The 21,095-nt window shown below is 51.3% G+C and carries 15 protein-coding genes; 6 read left to right on the top strand and 9 right to left on the bottom strand.

Annotation, left to right across the window (positions count from 1 at the left end):
- The first annotated feature begins 1,007 nt into the window (after positions 1-1,007).
- On the top strand, positions 1,008-1,667 hold the full coding sequence (locus tag ACGHM3_RS07375; RefSeq protein ID WP_345417554.1) for an SDR family oxidoreductase: 660 nt from the start codon (positions 1,008-1,010) through the stop codon (positions 1,665-1,667).
- A 108-nt stretch (positions 1,668-1,775) separates the two neighbouring features.
- Entirely contained in the window at positions 1,776-2,132 is a 357-nt protein-coding gene (locus tag ACGHM3_RS07380; RefSeq protein ID WP_345417557.1) for a DUF3127 domain-containing protein, read from the top strand.
- 267 nt (positions 2,133-2,399) lie between these two features.
- On the opposite strand, the gene ACGHM3_RS07385 is transcribed toward ACGHM3_RS07380, so the two are convergent.
- Positions 2,400-3,755: a ribonucleotide-diphosphate reductase subunit beta gene (locus ACGHM3_RS07385; protein ID WP_390518234.1), complete on the bottom strand. Its 1,356-nt coding sequence runs from the start codon at positions 3,753-3,755 to the stop codon at positions 2,400-2,402.
- 599 nt (positions 3,756-4,354) lie between these two features.
- Here ACGHM3_RS07385 and ACGHM3_RS07390 point away from each other — a divergent pair.
- Together ACGHM3_RS07390 and ACGHM3_RS07395 are read left to right on the top strand one after the other, a co-directional pair.
- Positions 4,355-5,128 carry an enoyl-CoA hydratase-related protein gene (locus tag ACGHM3_RS07390; protein WP_345417563.1) on the top strand — a complete coding sequence of 258 codons (774 nt, stop codon included), beginning with the start codon at positions 4,355-4,357 and terminating at the stop codon, positions 5,126-5,128.
- 105 nt (positions 5,129-5,233) lie between these two features.
- Entirely contained in the window at positions 5,234-5,770 is a 537-nt protein-coding gene (locus ACGHM3_RS07395; RefSeq protein ID WP_345417566.1) for a 6-carboxytetrahydropterin synthase, read from the top strand.
- Between the two features lie 66 nt (positions 5,771-5,836).
- Here ACGHM3_RS07395 and ACGHM3_RS07400 read toward each other — a convergent pair whose 3' ends face one another.
- Positions 5,837-6,649 (bottom strand): SDR family NAD(P)-dependent oxidoreductase, encoded by an 813-nt coding sequence (locus ACGHM3_RS07400; protein WP_345417569.1) that lies wholly within the window; start codon positions 6,647-6,649, stop codon positions 5,837-5,839.
- The gene (locus ACGHM3_RS07405) at positions 6,649-7,896 is read right to left on the bottom strand and encodes a sulfotransferase family protein (RefSeq protein WP_390517890.1); all 1,248 of its coding nucleotides are present in this window, start codon (positions 7,894-7,896) and stop codon (positions 6,649-6,651) included. The genes ACGHM3_RS07400 and ACGHM3_RS07405 overlap by 1 nt, the downstream gene beginning before the upstream one ends.
- Before the next feature lie 158 nt (positions 7,897-8,054).
- On the opposite strand from ACGHM3_RS07405, the gene ACGHM3_RS07410 reads away from it, so the two are divergent.
- Positions 8,055-10,211 (top strand): M3 family metallopeptidase, encoded by a 2,157-nt coding sequence (locus tag ACGHM3_RS07410; RefSeq protein WP_345417575.1) that lies wholly within the window; start codon positions 8,055-8,057, stop codon positions 10,209-10,211.
- Positions 10,212-10,329: 118 nt separating this feature from the next.
- On the opposite strand, the gene ACGHM3_RS07415 is transcribed toward ACGHM3_RS07410, so the two are convergent.
- Together ACGHM3_RS07415 and ACGHM3_RS07420 are read right to left on the bottom strand one after the other, a co-directional pair.
- Positions 10,330-10,794, bottom strand: coding sequence for a hypothetical protein (locus ACGHM3_RS07415; protein WP_345417578.1), 465 nt, complete (start codon positions 10,792-10,794; stop codon positions 10,330-10,332).
- 11 nt (positions 10,795-10,805) lie between these two features.
- A complete protein-coding gene (locus tag ACGHM3_RS07420; protein ID WP_345417581.1) occupies positions 10,806-11,561 on the bottom strand; it encodes a hypothetical protein in 756 nt (251 codons plus the stop codon).
- A gap of 797 nt (positions 11,562-12,358) precedes the next feature.
- On the opposite strand from ACGHM3_RS07420, the gene ACGHM3_RS07425 reads away from it, so the two are divergent.
- Complete coding sequence (locus ACGHM3_RS07425) at positions 12,359-13,924, top strand: pectate lyase (protein ID WP_345417583.1); 1,566 nt, start codon at positions 12,359-12,361, stop codon at positions 13,922-13,924.
- Between the two features lie 324 nt (positions 13,925-14,248).
- On the opposite strand, the gene ACGHM3_RS07430 is transcribed toward ACGHM3_RS07425, so the two are convergent.
- The 4 genes from ACGHM3_RS07430 to ACGHM3_RS07445 all read right to left on the bottom strand — a co-directional run bounded on the left by ACGHM3_RS07430 (position 14,249) and on the right by ACGHM3_RS07445 (position 21,087).
- On the bottom strand, positions 14,249-17,185 hold the full coding sequence (locus ACGHM3_RS07430; RefSeq protein WP_345417585.1) for a ribonucleoside-diphosphate reductase subunit alpha: 2,937 nt from the start codon (positions 17,183-17,185) through the stop codon (positions 14,249-14,251).
- Between the two features lie 593 nt (positions 17,186-17,778).
- Positions 17,779-18,825 carry an ABC transporter ATP-binding protein gene (locus ACGHM3_RS07435; protein WP_345417588.1) on the bottom strand — a complete coding sequence of 349 codons (1,047 nt, stop codon included), beginning with the start codon at positions 18,823-18,825 and terminating at the stop codon, positions 17,779-17,781.
- 90 nt (positions 18,826-18,915) lie between these two features.
- Positions 18,916-19,815, bottom strand: a complete 900-nt coding sequence (gene argF, locus ACGHM3_RS07440; protein WP_345417591.1) for an ornithine carbamoyltransferase — start codon at positions 19,813-19,815, stop codon at positions 18,916-18,918.
- A 102-nt stretch (positions 19,816-19,917) separates the two neighbouring features.
- On the bottom strand, positions 19,918-21,087 hold the full coding sequence (locus ACGHM3_RS07445) for an aspartate aminotransferase family protein (protein WP_345417594.1): 1,170 nt from the start codon (positions 21,085-21,087) through the stop codon (positions 19,918-19,920).
- Positions 21,088-21,095 lie beyond the last annotated feature (8 nt).

Genomic DNA, 21,095 nt, shown 5'->3' on the forward strand with positions numbered 1-21,095 from the left:
AAGCGTGGACCTTCCGTGATCCTAGTAGGCATCCGAGCCTAATAAATTCCATTTAGCATATGGGGTATGCCTTTACCCCGTGCTTAGCGGTGACAGTTCCTTTGTTGCTCTTCCTTGAGTCACATCCTGTGAGCAGTATCTTTGCAGCGTCTGATTCCGTCAGATTACCTGCTTTGCATCTTGCAAAGCGCCTTCCATGTTGCCTTCCTAGGCAGCTCCCGCCGGTTCCGTTCCGTTGGGGCATTCCTTATTTGCTTAATCCTTAAGCGTACATTCCGTTGATTAGCCTGCAATCCGTGAGGCTTATTCTTCCTTGAATGTCGTCCTTGTGCGCGTAATCCTTTCGCATTCTTCCATGATATGTGGTCGTCCTTGATGCTGAGCAATCCTTGCCAGCGGCTTCCCTGTATCTTCCTGATAAACAACCAGCCTTGGTTGTTGGTCTTCCTTGCTACGTCCTTGTGATGTTTATATTGCCCAAATGCGGCCAAACGTAAAAGACGCAAAATTCCTTTCTTTTTGTGAGACATATCTCACTTGGTGTCGGCTAAAACCATACTTAGTGGATGGTTATAACGCTTTTGGCTGATTAGTGGGATGGTTTTTAGCTCGTTTATGAATTTTTGCGATATTTCACTCAATTTGGTTGGCGCCGATAATCCCGGTTAGTGAGGCTAAAGCATTATTTTTGAATTTATTTTCTTGTACAGCGTCTTAACGGTGTGAACAAATTCTATGGTTAGGCTATCGCTAACCAAGATTTTTTTTGCAAACCGTTGATTTTAATGAAATTAATGGCTTTTCGGCCACCGGTAAACGCAGTTTGAACTATTGTTTCAGAGTGAGCCGTTCAAATTCTTATACACCACTCCTCTTTGGGCCCTTTGTGGTTCGGGTCGTAGCTAAGATTCGCTGCTCCGTTAGTTTACAAGCCCACGCTGAATCTCACGTCAATTTTGCGATGTTTTATAACAGGTCGAGTGTCGAATGCTTCTAAGGAGGTTTTTGTGGCGAATGTATTTCTTATTGGTGCCACGGGGGGTATCGGTAGCCGATTGGCTACTGCTTTACTGCAACGTGGCCATCAAGTTAGCGGGCTGTTTCGAGATCAGGCCCAGCGAGCGAAACTCATTGCTCAGCGTGTAACGCCGGTGTTTGGCGATCTAATGAACCTGCGTCATGCTGACATGCGACAAATGATTGAGGGGCACGATGCTGTAGTGTTTTCCGCCGGTGCTGCGGGTAGTGGAGAAAACCGCACCACGCAGATCGATGGCAAGGGCCCAGTGACCGTGACCAGGGCAATGGAAGATCTGGGTTTGACTCGATTCTACTTAGTATCAGCGTTCCCAGAAGCTGGCCGTGGAAGGGCATCCAGCCCAGGTTTTGAGCACTATATGCAAACTAAAAAAGCTGCTGACAGTGAGGTTTGCCAAACTGCATTGGACTGGGTCATTGTGCGGCCTGGGACGCTCACAAACGAGATTACCAGCCGGGGAGTGCGGGCAGGCTATGCCATACCCTACGGTGAAGTGGCTCGCGAGTATGTGGCTCAGTTTTTAGCCGAGCTCATCGATCAACCCAGCATTCGACGCCGTATTATTGAGCTAACCAACGGCTCTGGTAGCATCCGGCGTAGCGTCGCGCAGTTTATGGAGTTAGTGTGAATACCAGGGGTAGTTGTCGTGGCTTTTGGTGTAAAAACATTAGAGCCAAGTACCGAGTATTGTTAAAATGCTCGGCCAGTTTCTTTACACAGGTGCGTTGATAGCAGCATGGCTTACGAATTAACCGGCAAAATTAAATTAATTAAAGATACAGAACAGTTCTCCAGCGGTTTCACTAAGCGAGAAATGGTGGTCACTGTGGAGGACGGCAATTATCCACAGGACATCAACCTTGAGTTTTTGAAAGATAAGATCAGCCTTTTGGATTCTGTATCGGTTGGCCAAGAAGTTACCGTGAGCTTTGACATCCGAGGCCGAGAATACAATGGCCGCTATTTCAATAACTTGGTGGGTTGGAAGGTCACCGCCGGAGCCGGCGCAGAGCAAGCCGCGTCGTCTTATCCTACTGAAAACCCTGCGCCAGCCGGTGGGTTTGATGCCTTTGACGAGGATATTCCGTTCTAGCCAAGGGAAGGCCGATTTCGAAACTCAAGCACGCAATCGAAGTACAAAGCCCAAGTACATAACCCAAGTACAAAAAGCAGATCTGTCACCCGGCTGCTTATTGCGTTAGACGCCAGCCGTCGGCCATGAGGCCAGGCTGGCGTTTTTGCATCTGCAGCTGGGTCGCTGGTCCTTTTGGCTCAGGCGTAACTTTGGCGCAGATCCTCTAATTACAGGCCTAAAAAAGGGGCCGTGTGGCCCCTTGAGAGTGCTGGTGGTGAAGCTGGATTATTCGTTCCAGTTCAGCGCTCCCCCCGTTTGGTACTCGAGTACACGAGTTTCAAAGAAGTTTTTCTCTTTGCGTAAATCCATGATTTCACTCATCCATGGGAACGGGTTTTCTGCGCCTGGGTACTGCTCAGGCAAGCCCAGCTGTGCTAGGCGGCGGTTGGCGATAAAACGCAGGTATTCTTCCATCATGGCGGAATTCATACCCAGCACGCCGCGCGGCATGGTGTCCCGTGCGTATTGGATTTCCAGCTCGGTGCCTTCCAGAATCATCTGAATCATTTCTTGGCGGAACTCTTCTGTCCACAGCTTGGGGTTTTCTAACTTAATTTGGTTGATGACATCAATACCAAAATTTAAGTGCATGGATTCATCGCGCAAAATGTACTGGAATTGCTCAGCGACGCCGGTCATTTTGTTGCGCCGGCCCATGGAAAGGATTTGGGTAAAGCCACAATAGAAGAAGATACCTTCGGTAACTACGTAGAAACCCACCAAGTTACGCAGTAATTCTTGGTCTGATTCAAAGGTGCCGGTGGTGAAGCTTGGATCGCTTAAACCACGGGTGTGAGAAAGACTCCAGGCCGCTTTGTTGGCAACCGAGGGGACTTCGCGGTACATGTTGAATACTTCGCCTTCGTCCATACCCAAGGATTCAATACAGTATTGGTAGGCGTGGGTGTGAATGGCTTCTTCAAAGGCTTGACGCAGTATGTACTGGCGGCACTCTGGGTTGGTTACCAATCGGTAGATGGCCAGCACCAAGTTGTTGGCCACTAGGCTGTCTGCGGTGGAGAAGTAACCCAAAGAACGCATAACGATGCGGCGCTCGTCATCGGTAAGGCCGTTGGGGTTTTTCCAACAGGCAATGTCGGCGTTCATGTTAACTTCTTGTGGCATCCAATGATTGGCGCAGCCATCCAAGTATTTTTGCCACGCCCAATCGTACTTAAACGGTACTAATTGGTTGAGGTCGGCACGGCAGTTGATCATTCGCTTGTCGTCTACTGCAACGCGGGCCGCGCCCATTTCCAGTTCTTCCAGGCCGGGGGCAGGGTCTACTTCGGCGATGGCTTTTAACGCTGCGGCAATATTGGCCGACTGCTCTGCGCTATCGACATCGCTGGCGCTATCGCTTTGTACGGCAGCCGTTTGGGCGCCAACTTCAGCTGTGGGCTGTGCTGTGGTGTTGGCTTGCTGTGGGCTTGCTTGCGCCGCTTGCATAGGCTGAGCCGCTGCCGGGGCGGCTTGCGGTTGTGCCGGAGCGGCCGCTTTAACAGGCGCCTCTGGGGCGGCTTGTGGTGCTGCTTGAACGGGTTGTGAATCGTCTTGGTCGAAGTCATCCCAGCTTAGCATGGTCATAGAATCCTTGGCTGTTTTAGCTTTGCGATTGGTCTTAGGAATTTGGCTGTTGGATGCAAGATATCGGGCTTTGTTCACCGACTTTACAGCGCTCGTGGGCTGCCGCCAGTTGATGGGCCAAGCCGCCAGCTAGATGCAAAGCTGCGCATATAGGGGGCTGTTTCCAACAGGGCTAAAACTATAGTGCCTTACCCCAGTAAACACAACATATAGTGTTGGTTTTTTATTGGTGCACTAAATATGCACTACAGGTACACATCTTATCCACAGGAAAGCCTGTTCCGAGACAGAAGTTTGACGGCCCTGGCGGCGGTGGAAAGTGGTGTAAACAGTGGCTTAACGGGCGGGCGAAAGTCGGTGCAAAAGCCTGACCTAATAGGCACAGTGGCTGTCCAAATAGGTGGGCGGAATTAGGCACAATTGTTGATATACTCCTTAGCCCAAAGTTGGGATAACAGTGGCCTTTAGCCCAGTAGGGTTTTACTGCTGAGCCACCACTGTACAACGCAAAAACAGCCGCCTAGGCCGCTGGGTAAACAAGAGAGCACCCAGCTGGATAACCGGCGGCCCGATAACAACCATTAGGGGGCAACATGCAGTTCAACAACCTTGCGTTTGAGTCAGAAAACGGCATTGGTGTACTCACCTTTAACCGGCCTAAAGCACTGAACGCGCTCAATTCTGAAGTTTTATCCGAGCTAAAACAATTTTGTGAGGCGGTGCCGAGCTTAGATGTCCGTTGTTTGATCGTCACCGGTGCCGGCGATAAAGCCTTTGTGGCCGGGGCGGATATCAAAGGCTTGTCGGAAAAGCCCATCGCCGAGGCCGGTGCCACGGCGGAAGAGGGACAGCTTGCGTTTCGTGCGTTGGAGGAATTGCCGATTCCGGTGATTGCCGCGGTCAATGGCTTTGCATTGGGTGGCGGTTTGGAGCTGGCACTGTCTTGCGACTATATCGTTATGAGCAGTAACGCCAAGTTTGGCTTGCCAGAAGTCACCCTGGGTTTGATTCCTGGATTTGGTGGCACCCAGCGCCTGTCTCGTTGTGTAGGCCAGGGCATCGCCAATTTTGTCACCTTAACCGGCGATATTTACCCTGCTAAATACGCGCTGCAGTGGGGGCTGGCGGTGGACGTGGTAGAGCCCGAGGCCTTAATGGACGTATGTCGTAAGCAGGCCGCTACCCTGGCCAGCCGTAGCAGTACCGCAATGCATTTATCCAAGCGTGCCATTCGTGAAGGCTACGATTTGCCTTTACGTGAGGGCGAAGCATTGGAGGTGAAATTGTTCGAAGAGGCGTTTGCATCGGAAGACAAAGTAGAGGGTATTGCCGCGTTTATAGAAAAGCGTAAGCCCGACTTTAAGTAATGCTTACGTCGGTCCCGCTCGTTTGGATCGTTGTAAAGAGTAAGTTTTCAGCGGGGCCAAACCCCGCTGGATATCCAACCCGTTTAACAATAAGCTATGGGCATTATGACTAACGATAATTGCCCCAATTCTACAACACCCGCCACTGATATTCGGTTGGCGACCATTCGCATTGCCAAAGAGTATCTCAAATTCTCCGCAGCGCACTTTACGGTTTTTTCTGCCACCGATCGTGAGCGGCTGCACGGCCACAACTTTACCGTGAGCGCTGAAATTACCGCCCAGGTGGACAGCAACGGCATGACCACAAACTACCGTCTGTACAAAGATGCTCTACAGCATTGTTGTGAAGCATTGGACGAATATGTGTTGTTGCCCGGTGAATCACCCTACCTGGACATTACTCAAGATAATGACCAATACCTGGCGCGCTTTAATGGCCGGACTTTGGTGTTCCCTATGGAAGATACCCTGGTGCTGCCTATACGCAACACCACAGTGGAAGAATTCTCTTACTATATTTTGCAGCAATTGCTGGTGGGCAAGGCGCTGGGCGATAACGTCGATTTGTGGGCGTTGTCGGTGAGTGTGTCCTCCGGCCCGGGCCAAAGCGGAGAAAGCACCTGGCAACGCCAGGGCTAATTCTTATTTCAAAATCTCTGTTGCAAAACCCCTGTCGCAAAACCCCTGTCGCAAAACCTCGGCAGGCTACAACAAAGCCCCGCCGTCTACGCTCCACACTTGTCCGGTAACGAAGCTGGCTTGGCACGATGCCAAGTAAACCGCCAACGCTGATATTTCTGTAGGTTCAGCAAACGGCTTAAGCAGGGCTGGTCGTTTTTGACGCATGACCTTGTCGTAGTCTGTGAGTTTTTTAGCGTGTTGCGTAAAAAAGGCGTTGTCTGGATGAAACCGGCTGCCGAGGCTAAAATCGTCGGCGGTTTTACCGATGGTGGCGTAGGGCGCAATGGCATTTACACGCACGCCGTGTTGGCCAACTTCTTTGGCCAGTACCTTGGTGAAACTGTGTACTGCTCCTTTCATGGCAGAATACACCGCCAACATATAATCCCCAGTTAGGCCGGCAGTGGAGCCAATATTGATAATGGAGCCACTTTGCTGGGCAATCATTTGCGGCAGCACTGCGTGGCTTAGCCGCAGCACCGTACCAAAATTTAAATCGATATCGTCCGCCCATTTTTCTGGCGAAGACTCAACAAAAAAACCTTGCTCCGCATTGCCGCCGACACCGTTTACCAAAACTTCTATCGGCCCATATTGCGATGCAGTCTTTAGGATGGCAGCGGCCGCCGTTGGCTGGGTTAAATCCGTGGCAACAAATTCAACGGCGGTTGCGCCCAATTGCAAGGCAGACTGTACCAACTTTTCGCCGGCTGCTTGGTCGCGGCCTACGGCGATTAACACCACACCCTCGGCGGCCAAGGCCAGCGCAACGGCGCGGCCAATATTGGCGGTGGCTGCGGTAACCACAGCCACTTTATTGTGCAGTTTAAAATCCATTAGCTGCGCGTTGGAATGTTAAAGGTTTTGCAATAATCGCTGAATTCACTGCGTATTTGGGCTTCGGTTAAGCCGTACTCTTCCAAGTTGTATTCGTGTTTACCAAATTTACCTTTGGGGTTGTTGCCCATGTAGTTATCCAGTGATTGTGCCAACGCCTCGGTGAAGGGGGTATCGAAGTGTTGATACAACTTTTGAATTTCTCCGATTGGGTCTTGCATTAGATCGGTGTACTGCACATCGTAAATTGCATCCCAGCCATGGGCTTTTTTATAGGCCAGGGTGCGTTCAGTCATCAGATGGAAAGTTCTTAGCATTTGCTGGCCTAAATACTCCAGGTCAACGTCCTCGCTAAACATCCTGCGCACGTGTTTTACCAAACTGCACGCCGAGGCAACCACATCTACTGGGTCGCGGTGGGTCATCACCAGTTGGGCATCCGGGTAGGTGGCTTTTAATGCGTTTAAGTACAGTGGGTGCCAGGGGTTTTTCAGTGTCCATTGGCCGGGTGCTTCGGATTGCAGAAGCTGCAGCAGTTTCTTCTGGTAGTCGAATGCTGGCTGGTAATCGGCGTTTAAAAACCATTCGTGGTAGCTGGGCACTGCCATCATGGAATCGTAAAACTGCGCGCAAAACGATTGTGACATGGCAAATTGGCATTCGGTGGGGCTGTGCGCATCTTCGTAATGAATGGCGGCGATGTGAGGCGCATGCTTTAGAGACATCTCTGTCATTTTTTGCGATTCCACGCAGCGTGGGTCTGTGAGTAGCTCATCGGCTTTGGGGGGTGGCACCGAATTGAGCGATTCCCAGCGGAGGAAGCAACGGCGATTGGCGTCTTCATTTAACAAGTTGATCAGTAGGGTGGTGCCGGTGCGGGGCAGGCCAAACACAAACATGGGCTTGGTCACCGGTGTGTCTAACAGCTCCGGGTGTTCGGCAAGGTGGTTTTCTACTTTCAGTCGGTTAACGAGATTGCCTGTAATTGTGCCACCCATACTTTGCCAGCCTCGCTCGGTAAGCTTTGCTTCCTGCATGGCGTTAACCAAGGTGGTTAGTGCTTCGTTCACTTTAGGGTCTAGGTTGGCCTTTAAACCGGTTTGTTGTTCTGCTTTTTCTGTTATATCGGCAACAGTAATCATGATTATGGGTACCAATTGAGGGTAAAACACCATCATCTCCACACAGGGCTGGGGCGTCAAAATAGATGATGTAGAAGTTAAGACGGGCTTAGGAATCCCGGGCATAAATTGGTGTCTTAGACGGGGCGCGGGCCGGCCGGGCCAGGTTGAGGCAAACCGGTTGTAAACCGTCTAGTGAGGGTTTATGGGCAGTTGCTGCCCCGTTTACTGGGCAATGCTTAGGCATCCACCCAGCATGCCCCGCATTGAGAATGGAGTACCCTATGCGTAAACTTTTACTGGCCGGAGCCTGTGCTTCTGCGTTTACCCTCGCTTGCAGCCAATACGATACGGCCGCGCCAACAGCCACCGATAATCTCACCGCAAAGGCCACAACAGACATTATGCTCAGTGCCAGTAACCCTTTTGCTAAAGCTAGCTCCCTAGATTACACAACGCCTGATTTTAGCCAGATATCGATTGCCGACTACGAGCCGGCATTTACCGCAGGCATAGCCGCCCATGAGGCTGAAATAGCCGCCATTGCCAACGACCCAGAGCCGATAACCTTAGCCAACACCCTGGTTGCCATGGAGAACAGCGGAGCGTTATTGGGCCGCACCATGGCGGTATTTTTTAATATGGCAAGCTTGATTTCCAACGAGGATTACCAGCGTTTGGAAACCCAGCTGGTGCCGGCGCTGACCGAACACCAAGCTAATATTTACCTTAATCCGGCCTTGTTCGATAAAGTCGAAACCCTGTACAACCAACGCGACGAGTATCAGGGGGAAGATCGGCGATTAATCGATGTTTACTACGAGCAGTTTATTCGCGCCGGCGCCAAGCTCAGCCCAGAAGCCCAGGCCAGCCTGCGGGAGATCAACACGCGCTTGTCCAGTCTATCGACGCAATTTTCGCAGAACATATTGCAGTCGTTTAAAGACGATACCATTTTGGTCGCCGACCCGGCGCAATTGGTGGGTTTAAGTGACGATGAAATTGCCAGCTTAAAGGCTGCCGCAGAAAAGGCCGGTGAAACTGGCTATTTGATCACCTTGGTAAATACCACGCGCCAGCCCATTTTGAGTAAATTGGAAGACCGCGCCCTGCGGGAATTGATTTGGCGCAAGTCGGCCGAGCGTGCACACGCCAGTAACGATCCTGTGATTTTAGAGCAGGTGAAATTGCGAGCCGAGGCTGCGGCGTTGCTGGGTTACGACACCTGGGCGGATTTTAAACTGGCGGATCAAATGGCCAAAACGCCGGCGCCGGTGTTGGCTATGCTGTCAGATTTGGCTCCCAAGGCGCGGGCGAAGGCTGAGGCAGAAGCCGCCGCTATCCAAGCCATTATCGATGCTGAGGGCGGTGGCTTTATTGTGGCTCCTTGGGATTGGGCCTTTTACGCTGAGAAGGTCCGCGCTGCCAAGTACGATTTGGACGCAGACCTGGTAAAACCGTATTTTGAATTTAACCGAGTGTTACACGATGGTTTGTTCTTTGCCATGAACCGCCTGTACGGAATTACCTTTAAAGCGCGTGAGGATTTGCCCGTTTGGCAAGAAGACGTACTGGCATTTGAGATATTCAATGCCGATGGCAGCAGCGTTGGTTTGTTTTATTTAGACCCGTACGCCCACGAGGGTAAACGCGGCGGCGCCTGGATGAGTTCCTACGTGGATCAAAACCTGTTGCGTGGGGAAAAACCCGTGGTTTACAACGCGTTGAACATTCCCAAGCCAGCACCGGGCCAGCCCACCTTAATGACGTTTGATGAAGTTACCACGTTATTCCACGAGTTCGGTCACGCCGACCATGGGTTATTTTCCGATGTTAAGTATCCGAGCTTATCGGGCACCAGCGTGCCGCGTGATTTTGTGGAGTTCCCCAGCCAATTTAACGAAGACTGGGACATTGACCCCGAAGTGCTGAGCAACTACGCCAAGCACTACCAAACCGGCGAGGCTATCCCCCAGGCGTTGCTGGAGAAAATGCTGGCGGCGCACACCTTCAACCAAGGTTTCGATACGCTGGAATACCTCGCAGCAGCTTTGTTGGATATGGCGTGGCACACAATTGATGCCGAAACCACTATTGATGATGTAGACGCCTTTGAAAATGCCGCGTTGGAAAAATACGGTGTGGATTTTGCGCCGGTGCCTCCGCGTTATAAATCCGCCTACTTTAGTCATGTGTTTGGTGGTGGCTATTCCTCGGGTTACTACGCTTACCTCTGGACCGAAGTCTTAGCTGCCGATGCCTTTGCCTATTTAAATACCAAAGGCGGCCTAACCCGGGAAAACGGCCAAGATTACCGCGATGCTATTTTATCCATTGGCAACAGTAAGGATTTAATGCAAAGCTTCGAGCAATTCCGCGGCCAAGAGGCCAGTGTGGATGCCTTACTGCAACGGCGCGGCTTGTTGTCTAAGTTTAAATAGTTGGGCTAAATTAACGCTACACGCGCCATTGGACGCTACCGATGGTGCACCGCAAAAACCCGGCTGTTGCCGGGTTTTTAGTTATTGGGGGGGTAATTCTAGGTAGAGGGCAGGGCTGCTATCGACATCCTGTGTAATTTTCCGTGGTAAATTGCTTGGAGTCCAAATCGGGTGTTTGTGTAGTAAATTGCCCGGTATTGGGCGACCTCCAGGAGATTATCTCGATATAACCGGTTGGCTTGCGTGTTTGCCTGCCGGTTATTCGGTTGGTTTCCACCCACTCTTTTTTAAACCCCGTGATTGTTACCGGGTCGGCATGTTGCAAGCGAGAATCGGAGTGCGGATCGGGCACATCGGGTGGCACCATTGGGATAATGGCTTCGTACTGCTCGGCGCCCACCTCCATATAGAGGTTTGTACACATGGGATCACCGGTGGAGATTAAATACAGAGCTTCAATGGTAACGGGAACGTTTGCCACTCTTTCATGGGTTGATGTTAGATGAGGGGATAGTAACCAGATAAAACCCACTAAAATCATAAGCCCTATACTGGCAATTATCCAGGCGAGAATGCGCAACATCGGTTGAGTCCTTACCGGGTTGAAGAGTTGGGAAAGACCAGGGCTTCACGCAAAGCCTCTTTGTGAAGCACAGAGCCATCTTGATAAACGTTGACTCGGCCGTGACGGTAATCCGAAAACTTACCCGTTGGTGTTTTGTTGGGGTTAGAGTTGGTTATATGACCTATAACGGTAACACCTCGTTGTATTTTATCTGAAAACTGTTTAGCAAAATTATCTTTAAAATAGTTGTTAAATCCTGGTATATGCTCAGCGGTGCGGCAACCGTGGAACTCAACAAACCCTTCGTTACTGAAGCGATTGAATTCGATAGAAGAAAGATATCGAGTATCGGTAGAGTTTGCGTAGGTTTGATTGTAATAGTAGGAAACGCCTTTCTTCGCAAACCAGTCGGTATAGAGGCCGTGCATGCTTTGTTCTATAAGATCTGCCTGCTCGATCGATTGGGGGCTGTCTGAATATCTGCGTATTTTGTAATGGGCGCTTTTTTGAATCACTCCACTTTTAACCGGGTGCACTAGCTTTCTGGCTATGTGAATGCCGCCTTGATTTCCGTGGGATACGACATCCAGTGAAATTATTGTGTCCCGAGCTTCTTTGTTGATGGTACTGACCAAGTCATGTCCTGATTTTATAAAGACTGTTTTCACCAGGTCATTGGGGTAAATGGAATTGTAGTCCTTTTCTAAGGTGAATGCCGCCGCCCTAAAGGTGTGGGCGTCTGATGTTTTGATCGAATCTGTGTGTACAATTAATCTGGTTTTCATTGTTGGATTCCTTTCCAATGTAGGCCCCAAGGAGGACGGTAACATTGTCTTTGGATCGTTAAAGTGATCAAGCTCACGATTATAGCTCTATATTGATGATTCAGGGTGACAGGGTGCGACTAAGTCCTGATACCTCTTTTTTCTGGGCCGATTACAACTTGGCCAAATTACAACTAGGTGGCGCTAGCGTGTGTTGTGGTTACTACGGAATACTTGTTTTACCTCGAGTGCTAAATTCACTTCATTTTATTTTTCACGATTAAAAAATCAGACGATCTGTTGGAAATGTCCTGCGCTTTTTTTTATTGAGCAAATCTTTAGGTTGTTTTGTTTGGGTAGCATTATCTTCCCTAGCCTAAGGGTGGGGGGCGACCTTTACAAATTGGTTTGTTTCCCCAGTTAATTTGTTGTTTTACCTTTCTCCGTTACCAACGTCTCGTTGTGACTCTTCTATATTTTTGCCACCGGTAGCAATTTTGTGACTCGGTAGTGCTGCCGCCTGCGACCTTGGGCTCGTTTACTGAATTTTAAACGCGTTACATTGGCCGCGCTTCATTTGTGAGTTTCCGTTTTTCCAAAATCGCAATTTTTTATGGCTTCAACTACTCGTCGTCTATCGCTGGGTAAGCTGGGGCTGAGTAATTGTTGGCTGTGAATAAAGTGCGCTGGCAAAAACGTTTATTGTGAAGCGTGAGGGCTAGGCCCGTTAGTTTTAATTAACGTGTTTATTTTATCTAAGTTCGCAAGGGGCTGTTTGATATTGGCTCTAGGCGTCGTTTTTATAAAAAGAGATTATTATGGCGAAGAGAAAAGCAGTGTTATCGGTTTTGTACGTGAGTATGCTGGCAGCCCAGGCCAGTGCGCAGGGCTCGGTGGGGTTTGCCAGTATGAATGGCGGTACCACCGGCGGTGAGGGCGGCGCCGTTGTGCGTGCGTCCACGGGCACAGAAATTCATGCCGCTTTGTGTGGCAGGGCGTCTTCCAGTACGCCTATTATTATTGAAGTGGAGGGTGTTATAAATCACGGTAACACCAGTAAAGTATCTGGCTCCAGCTGCAATACCGCCGACGATAAAATCGAAATTAAAGAGGTTAGCAACATTACCTTAATTGGTGTGGGCGGTGGCGCGTTATTTGATGAGCTTGGCATCCATGTGCGCAGTGCAAACAATATTGTGATACGCAATGTCCACGTGCGTAATGTGAAAAAGTCTGGCTCGCCAACGTCCAACGGTGGCGATGCCATTGGTATGGAATCCGATGTATCTAATGTGTGGGTGGATCACGTTACCTTGGAGGCCTCCGGTGGCGAGGACGAGGGTTATGATGCTCTGTTTGATATGAAAAATAACACCAAGTACGTGACCTTATCTTACAGCGTTTTAAAAAATTCCGGGCGTGGGGGCTTAGTGGGCTCCAGCGATAGCGACGTTAACAATGGCCCGGTGACCTTTCACCATAACTGGTATGAAAATATTAATTCCCGCACGCCTTTGCTACGGGCGGCGACGGCCCACGCCTTCAATAATTATTACTCCAATATAGGCTCTTCCGGAATCAATACCCGTTTGGGTGCGGATATTCGAGTTGAAAATAATTATTTTGAAAACAGCACTAACCCCTTAGGCACCTTTTACACCAATGAGTTAGGCGACTATGAGGTCAGCGGTAATTACTGGGGCAGTGGAATAACTTGGTCTAGCACCGGAGATAAGTCATACCCCGCAGGGCCTAATCCCAGTTCCACTACAACGGTACCGGTGGCCTACGAGTATTGGCTGGACGATGCCGGTTGCGTAAAGGATTTGGTGCGCAATATTGCCGGCGCCAATAAGGGCTTGTTGGTATCCGATGGCTCTTGTCAGGCGGACGGCTCTGGAGGTTCTGGCTCTGATGGTTCAGGTTCGGGCGGTTCGGGTTCTGATGGTTCTGGTTCAGATGGGTCAGGGTCAGGCGGTTCTGGTTCCGATGGTTCGGGCTCTTCCTCTGGGGATTTGGCTACAAATCTTAGCCTTGGCGCCGGCTCGGATGGGTCTAGTAAAGGCAGTGGCACCAGCTACGGTAATGTACGAGACGGCAGCATGGATAGCTACTGGTCGCCCAACGGTAGCACCGGCCGTATCAGCATTAAATGGAGTAGTGAACAGCAGCTTGCAACGGTGGTTATTCGAGAAGCAGCGGGTAGTGAGGGCGTTATTACCGGTTGGCGATTGGTGGATCACGATACCGGAGAAGTCATTGCTACCGGTTCCAACGCGGGCAGAATCGATTTTTCTTCGCGCTCTGTCAGAAAAATCAGCTTTGAAATAACCAATGCTAATGGCACGCCACGTATCGGCGAGTTTGAAACCTACGGTGGCTAGCGGCTTGCAATAGGCCTATTGCCACCTTGCTTTGCCTTGTGTTCTGTAATGTGTTTCGTGGGATGCGGGGCAAATTGAGTTGGGATTAATTTAGCCTAAAAAGTCATCAAAATATATTCCTGATTTTTACAGAGCCAGAAACACCGTGTTTCTGGCTTTTTTATATGTGATACATGGTTAACAGAGAAATTTAAGTGCCTAACTTAAATAGACAGTTGAGAGAGCTAAATGCTTTGGGCAAAGAAAACCCCAGGCAGAGCTGGGGTTTAAGGTTACGGAGTAAACCTGCGGCAAATGCTTTGCACCTGCCGTGGTTTACCGTGGTTATTGGCAGGCTTCGCAGTCTGGGTCGTCCAGGGAGCAGGCCTTGGGTACTTCGGCAGCTTGTGGCGCTGCGCTGGCCTGTGGGGCTTGTGGTGCAGCAGCACTGACACTGCCTTCGCCACCACTGGAAGACACCGCGTTTAAGTTGCTGTTTGCCACGGTGGATTTTTCCGTGGTGGTGGCCGCTAGCGCACGCAGGTAGTAGGTGGTTTTTAGGCCACGGAACCATGCCATGCGGTAGGTGATGTCCAGTTTTTTACCGCTGGCGCCGGCGATGTATAGGTTCAAGCTTTGAGCTTGATCTATCCATTTTTGACGACGACTGGCGGCATCCACCAACCAGCGTGGCTCAACCTCAAACGCATTGCGGTAAATGGCTTTTAGCTCATCTGGAATGCGGTCGATGGGCTGTACCGAACCTTCAAAGTATTTTAGGTCGTTAACCATTACCGAGTCCCACAAGCCGTGGGCTTTTAGATCGCGTACCAGGTACGGGTTTACCACGGTAAATTCACCGGATAAGTTCGATTTAACGTACAGGTTTTGGTACGTCGGCTCGATGGACTGCGATACACCAGTAATGTTGGCAATGGTTGCGGTGGGGGCAATGGCCATTACGTTGGAGTTACGCATACCTTGAGCAACTACGCGGGCGCGCAGGTCGTCCCAGTTTTGGGTGCGTGAGGTATCTACTTCGATGTACTTCTCACCGCGCTCGGCTTGCAATTTGGCAATGGAGTCGATGGGTAGAATACCTTGGCTCCACAGAGAACCGTCGAAGGTTTGATAAGCGCCGCGCTCAGCCGCCAAGTTACAAGAGGCCTCAATGGCGTAGTAACTGATGATTTCCATGCTGCTGTCAGCAAATTCTACGGCTGCATCGGAAGCGTAGGCCAGGCGCATGCGGTACAAGGCATCCTGGAAGCCCATCACACCCAAGCCTACAGGGCGGTGCTTAAAGTTACTGTTCTGTGCGCTGTCTACTGAGTAGTAGTTGATGTCGATGACGTTATCGAGCATGCGCACAGCAGTGGTGATGGTTTCTTTCAGCTTGGTTTTATCCAGCTGGCCATCAACAATGTGCTGAGCCAAGTTTACCGAGCCCAGGTTACACACGGCGATTTCTTCATCGGCCTTGGTATTGAGGGTAATTTCAGTACACAGGTTTGATGAGTGAACCACGCCGACGTGTTGCTGCGGGCTGCGCAGGTTACATGGGTCTTTAAAGGTGATCCATGGGTGGCCGGTTTCAAACAGCATGCCCAGCATCTTGCGCCACAGGTCTAGGGCTTTCACTTTTTTGGAAAGCTTAATTTCACCGCGGGCGGCTAATTGCTCGTAGTGCTCGTAGCGTTGCTCAAAAGCGCTGCCGTACAGATCGTGCAAGTCGGGTACATCGCTGGGCGAGAATAGAGTCCACTCTTTGTCGTCGAAGACACGCTTCATAAACAAATCAGGAATCCAATTGGCGGTATTCATGTCGTGGGTACGACGACGATCGTCACCGGTGTTTTTGCGCAACTCGAGGAATTCTTCTACGTCTAGGTGCCAGGTTTCCAGGTAGGCGCAAACGGCGCCTTTACGCTTACCGCCTTGGTTGACGGCAACGGCGGTATCGTTGGCCACTTTCAAGAAGGGCACGACACCCTGTGATTTTCCGTTGGTACCTTTGATGTAAGCGCCTAATGAGCGTACTGGGGTCCAATCGTTACCCAAGCCGCCGGCAAATTTCGACAGCATGGCGTTGTCTTGGATAGCACCGTAGATGCCGTGTAGGTCGTCTGGAATGGTGGTCAGGTAGCAAGACGACAATTGCGGGCGCAGGGTGCCGGAGTTAAACAACGTGGGGGTGGAGCTCATGTAGTCGAAGGAGCTCAATAAGCGGTAGAACTCAACGGCGCGCTCGTTGCGGTTTTCTTCGCGTACGGATAAGCCCATGGCAACCCGCATAAAGAACACCTGCGGCAATTCAATGCGAACGTCGTTGCTGTGGATAAAGTAGCGGTCGTAAAGGGTTTGCAGACCCAGATAGGTAAACTGGTCATCGCGGGAGTGATCCAGCGCTTGGCCCAGCATGTCCAAATCGAAGTTGGCCAGCTCAGGGTCCAGCAGGTCTAGCTCGATACCGGCTTTTATGTAAGCGGGCAGGGCTTGGGCGTAGTAGTGCGCCATTTCCTGGTGGGTAGCCTGTTGGGTTACACCCAAGAAGGTCAGTGCTTCGGAGCGCAGTTTATCCAACAGCAAGCGTGCCGTGGCGTAGGTGTAATTGGGCTCTTTTTCTACCAGAGTACGGGCAGTTATCACCAGGGAGGTGTTAACGTCATCCAGTGACACCCCGTTGTACAGGTTGCGCATGGCACCTTTCAAGATTTCTTCTGGGTCTACTTCGGCCAAGCCGGCGCAAGCCTCTTCTACCAGGGTACGCACGCGCACCATGTTCAGTGCTTGCTGGCTGCCGTCGGGCATGGCCACCATGATGGTGCCAAATTCGGCATCGGGCTCTGGGTTTTCCACGGTGGCGGCTTTAGCGGCTCGCAGGCGGGCATGCTCTTCTCGGTAGAGTACGTAGTCGCGCGCGACCTTGTGCTCGCCAGAGCGCATCATCACCAGCTCTACTTGGTCTTGGATATCTTCTATGTGGATGGTGCCACCGGACGGCATTCGACGGCTAAAGGTGGCCGTAATTTGCTCTGCCAGGGAGGCCACGGTTTCGCGGATGCGAGACGATGCCGCTGCAGTGCCACCCTCTACCGCCAAAAAGGCTTTGGTCATGGCGATGGCGATTTTGCTTTCATCGTAAGGTACTACCGTTCCGTTGCGCTTAATAACGCGGATTTGGCCGGGGGCGGTGGCGGCAACGTGGCTGGCGCGGCCAGTTGCGGGCTGACTTACGTTGGGGTTGGAAGACCCTTTATTGACTTCCGTCTCGGTTTGCATGCACGGCTCCGTGAAAAGTTATAGCTGCTGGTGAATCTGTAATCGTTAACGACTCCGCGGGAGGATGCCAAACGGAATCGTTTATTTATGGGTATAGGCAATGATGCTGGTAGCTCTGGTCCGTTGGTTTGCTCAGTGGCTGTTTGGCCACGAGGGGATGCAAAACTGACCTGAACTGGGGCAAGTTGAAATTCGGTGCCCCAAGGCTTCGCACTCTTAATCGTATTCGTTAGCCGGTTGTTTGGCCGCTAGGTACTTTTGGAGTGAAACCCCAATATCTAGGGGTATGTTCGAACCGGGATACAAGATAGTGCGGTTTGAGTTGGATTGCAAGATGCTGAAGTTGGTGGTTGCTTGTGGATAAATTGTGGGAAATTTGCCAGGTCAGTGGATACTAATCTGCAGCCTGCATAACTACTGGCTTGGCGGCATGTCGGGATACTGTCATCCCCAAGTTATACTTTTTTTAAATGATTATTGCTGTAGCTAATATAAATTTCTTATTTACTAAGGAGCGCCATGGAGAGCGATTTTTCGCGCCATGTTGGCGTTGTTTGGTTGGCGCTGTTGGATTTGTATTGTTTGAAGGTTGTTTAGGGTTGAGCTGCAAAGCTGATCGGGTGTTCCAAATTGAGGGAAATCGGTATGGTTTCGGCGACGTTGAAATCCAAATGGCTGGGCAGGCTGGCCAGCACCCGTGCCTGGGACTGCAGTTCTAGAGTGTAGAGTGTGGTGGTGCCGGCAAAGACCTTAGCGACAACCTGGCCGCTGAGGCTACTGGTTGGATCGTGGATGACGTCATCCGGGCGCAACAGCACTTGCACCGCACCTATGGATTCCTGTCTGCCGGAGTATTGGGTTTGGCCAAATTCTGTGCAGAGCGTGTCTTGGTTTTGCCAGGTGCCGGCGAGAAATACGCCCTGGCCTACAAAATTGGCCACAAACGGGTTGGCCGGCTTGTGGTACAGATTGTAGGGGGTATCCCACTGGTGCAGTTGCCCACCTTGCATTACGCCAATGTGGTCGGCGAAGGCAAAGGCTTCTTCTTGGTCGTGGGTCACCATAATGGCGGTGATTTGCTGCTGCTTTAATATGTTGCGTACTTCCAAGGCCAGGGCCCGGCGCAATTCCACGTCCAGGTTGGAGAAGGGTTCGTCCAATAGCAGCAGGCGAGGCCGAGCCGCCAATGCCCGGGCTAGGGCCACGCGCTGTTGCTGGCCGCCGGAAAGCTCGTGGGGGTATCGGCCTGCCATATCGGACAACTGCACCAGGGCAAGCATTTGTTCGCACACGGCGGCTTGCTCAGCGGTGGCTTGTTTATAAAGGCCAAAGGCGATGTTCTGGACCACCGTAAGGTGTGGGAAGAGGGCGTAGTCTTGGAACACCAGACCAATTTGCCGGCGCTCTGGAGGCTCCGTATATTGGGCGTTGGAGAGCACACGGCCGCCGAGGCGGATGTCGCCCTGGTCGATACCATGAAACCCGGCGATGGCCCGCAACACCGTGGTTTTACCGCAGCCGCTGGGGCCCAGCAGGCAAGCAATGCCGCCTTCGGCCAGTGCTAAATTGAGTTGCTTAACAATATACTGGCTAGAGTCACCATAGCCACAGGCGATATCTTGTAACTGCAAAAAGCTCATGGGCGTGATGCTGTTCCTTGTGTGTCATAACCTATAGTGGCGCTTGCGGGCCATTGGGGTAAACGGTGGGCTTGTCTCATTTGCGGTTTGTTACTGGGCCAGCAAAAATTCCATCAACGCCTTTTGAGCGTGCAAGCGGTTTTCCGCTTCGTCCCAAACCACCGAGAACTCGCTGTCCAACAGTGTTTCGCTGACTTCCATGCCGCGATAGGCGGGCAGGCAATGCATAAACAACGCGTCTTTGTTGGCGTAGGTCATGAGTTCTTCGTTGACCTGCAAGGGGCCAAACACTCGTTGACGCTCGGCTTTTTCTTCGTCTTGGCCCATGGAGGCCCAGGTGTCGGTGACGACTAAATCACTGCCTGTAACTGCGGCAATTGGATCGCGTAATATTTGCACTCGATCTTGGTGCGATTGCAACAAATCCTGGCGCGGGTCATAGCCCTCGGGGCAGGCAATTTTTAATTCAAAATCCCACTGGGCAGCAGCGTTGATAAAACTCTGGCACATGTTGTTGCCGTCGCCGACCCAGGCCACGGTTTTGCCTTGAATGCTGCCGCGGTGCTCTTGGTAGGTTTGCATGTCGGCCAGTAGCTGGCAGGGGTGGTAGTCATCGGTTAGGGCGTTAATGACCGGTACCTTAGAGTTAGCCGCAAAGGTTTCTATCATGCTGTGGCTAAAGGTACGAATCATGACAATATCCACCATGCGCGATAGCACCTTGGCCGTGTCTTCCACGGATTCTCCGCGGCCCAGTTGAGTATCGTTGGGGGATAAAAATATGGCGTAGCCGCCCAATTGCGCCGTACCTGCTTCAAAGGATACCCGAGTACGAGTGGACGATTTTTCAAAAATCATACCCAACACTTTGTTCTTCATAGATTCGCGCGCGGTGCCGGTAGCCAGTTCCGCTTTCATTTCAATGGCGCGGTTGATGATGCTGGTTAGTTCGGCGGGGGTTAAATCCGTTAACGTAAGAAAGTGCTTCATGGGTAATCCTGATTCTGCTTGGACTGAATAATTATTGATGCAAATCGCTACTACGCGGCACCAGGAACGCAGGTGTGCAGCCTGCAGCCCCAAGGTTACCGGTTATAGGTTTTTAATAATGCGGCTAACAATATCGATGGTGGTGTCGGCCTGTTGCTGGTTGGTAATTAATGGCGGCAGCAAGCGCACCACAGAACCCGCCGTAAGGTTGACGATAAGGCCCTGCTCTTTTGCCTTGGTTACTATCGGGGCATTGGCTTCGGTTAGTTCAATGCCTAATAGCAGGCCTTGGCCGCGAATATCTTTGACTTTGCCGCAACCGGCTAGGGTTTCTTTAAAGGCCGTTAAAAAATACTCGCCAAGTTGCGAGGCAGCGGCCATATGACCATCGTCGACAATGTGATTTACCACCGCCAAAGCGGTGTGGCTGCACAAGGGGTTGCCACCAAATGTTGAGCCGTGGTTGCCGGGAGCTAGGGTCTGGGCGGCAATGCCGCGAGCCAAACAAGCGCCGATGGGTACACCATTACCCAAACCTTTGGCCGTGGTGACTACGTCCGGCAGAATGCCGTTGTGTTCAAAGCTGAAGTATTTTCCGGTGCGGCCGTTGCCTGTTTGGATTTCATCCAGCATCAGCAACAAATCGTGTTTGTCGCACAACTCGCGCAGTTGGTTGAGATAATCACCGGCTGGTACGTTAATGCCACCTTCGCCTTGAACTGGCTCTACCATAATGGCAACCACATTGGGGTTGCTTTCTACCAAGCGGGTGAGGGTGGCGACGTCATTAAAGGGCGCGTGCACAAAACCAGACAGCAACGGCTCGAATCCGGTTTGGACTTTTTTATTGCCGGTGGCGGTTAGCGTTGCCATGGTGCGGCCGTGAAAGCTGCCGGACATGGTAACGATGGTTGGGTGGTGTATGCCTTTATCCTGGCCGTACTTGCGAGCAATTTTAATGGCCGCTTCGTTGGCCTCGGCGCCAGAATTTGAGAAAAATACCTTATCCAAGCCAGACAGTTCACGCAACCGCGCGCCGAGCTTTTCTTGCGCGTCGATGGCAAACAAATTAGAGGTGTGCAGCAGTGTGCCGGCTTGTTCGGTGATGGCACGGGTTACGCCTGGGTGGGAGTGGCCCAAGCCGCAAACGGCAATGCCACTTAATGCATCCAGGTATTGGTTACCAGCGTCGTCCCAAAGGTTGCAGCCTTCTCCTTTAACCAGTTTGGCAGACCGTGGGCCGTATGTGTTCATCAGGGCGTCTTGGCTCATGATGGATT

It is taken from the genome of Halioxenophilus aromaticivorans, from assembly GCF_042850945.1.
GTDB classification, from domain to species: domain Bacteria; phylum Pseudomonadota; class Gammaproteobacteria; order Pseudomonadales; family Cellvibrionaceae; genus Halioxenophilus; species Halioxenophilus aromaticivorans.

Coding starts and splice junctions, on each gene's coding strand:
- ACGHM3_RS07400 (WP_345417569.1), bottom strand. CDS start 6,649: ATGGATTTTAAACTGCACAATAAAGTGGCTGTGGTTACCGCAGCCACC.
- argF (WP_345417591.1), bottom strand. CDS start 19,815: ATGAAGCACTTTCTTACGTTAACGGATTTAACCCCCGCCGAACTAACC.
- ACGHM3_RS07430 (WP_345417585.1), bottom strand. CDS start 17,185: ATGCAAACCGAGACGGAAGTCAATAAAGGGTCTTCCAACCCCAACGTA.
- ACGHM3_RS07395 (WP_345417566.1), top strand. CDS start 5,234: ATGACTAACGATAATTGCCCCAATTCTACAACACCCGCCACTGATATT.
- ACGHM3_RS07445 (WP_345417594.1), bottom strand. CDS start 21,087: ATGAGCCAAGACGCCCTGATGAACACATACGGCCCACGGTCTGCCAAA.
- ACGHM3_RS07415 (WP_345417578.1), bottom strand. CDS start 10,794: ATGTTGCGCATTCTCGCCTGGATAATTGCCAGTATAGGGCTTATGATT.
- ACGHM3_RS07435 (WP_345417588.1), bottom strand. CDS start 18,825: ATGAGCTTTTTGCAGTTACAAGATATCGCCTGTGGCTATGGTGACTCT.
- ACGHM3_RS07390 (WP_345417563.1), top strand. CDS start 4,355: ATGCAGTTCAACAACCTTGCGTTTGAGTCAGAAAACGGCATTGGTGTA.
- ACGHM3_RS07410 (WP_345417575.1), top strand. CDS start 8,055: ATGCGTAAACTTTTACTGGCCGGAGCCTGTGCTTCTGCGTTTACCCTC.
- ACGHM3_RS07405 (WP_390517890.1), bottom strand. CDS start 7,896: ATGCCCGGGATTCCTAAGCCCGTCTTAACTTCTACATCATCTATTTTG.
- ACGHM3_RS07420 (WP_345417581.1), bottom strand. CDS start 11,561: ATGAAAACCAGATTAATTGTACACACAGATTCGATCAAAACATCAGAC.
- ACGHM3_RS07425 (WP_345417583.1), top strand. CDS start 12,359: ATGGCGAAGAGAAAAGCAGTGTTATCGGTTTTGTACGTGAGTATGCTG.
- ACGHM3_RS07385 (WP_390518234.1), bottom strand. CDS start 3,755: ATGCTAAGCTGGGATGACTTCGACCAAGACGATTCACAACCCGTTCAA.
- ACGHM3_RS07380 (WP_345417557.1), top strand. CDS start 1,776: ATGGCTTACGAATTAACCGGCAAAATTAAATTAATTAAAGATACAGAA.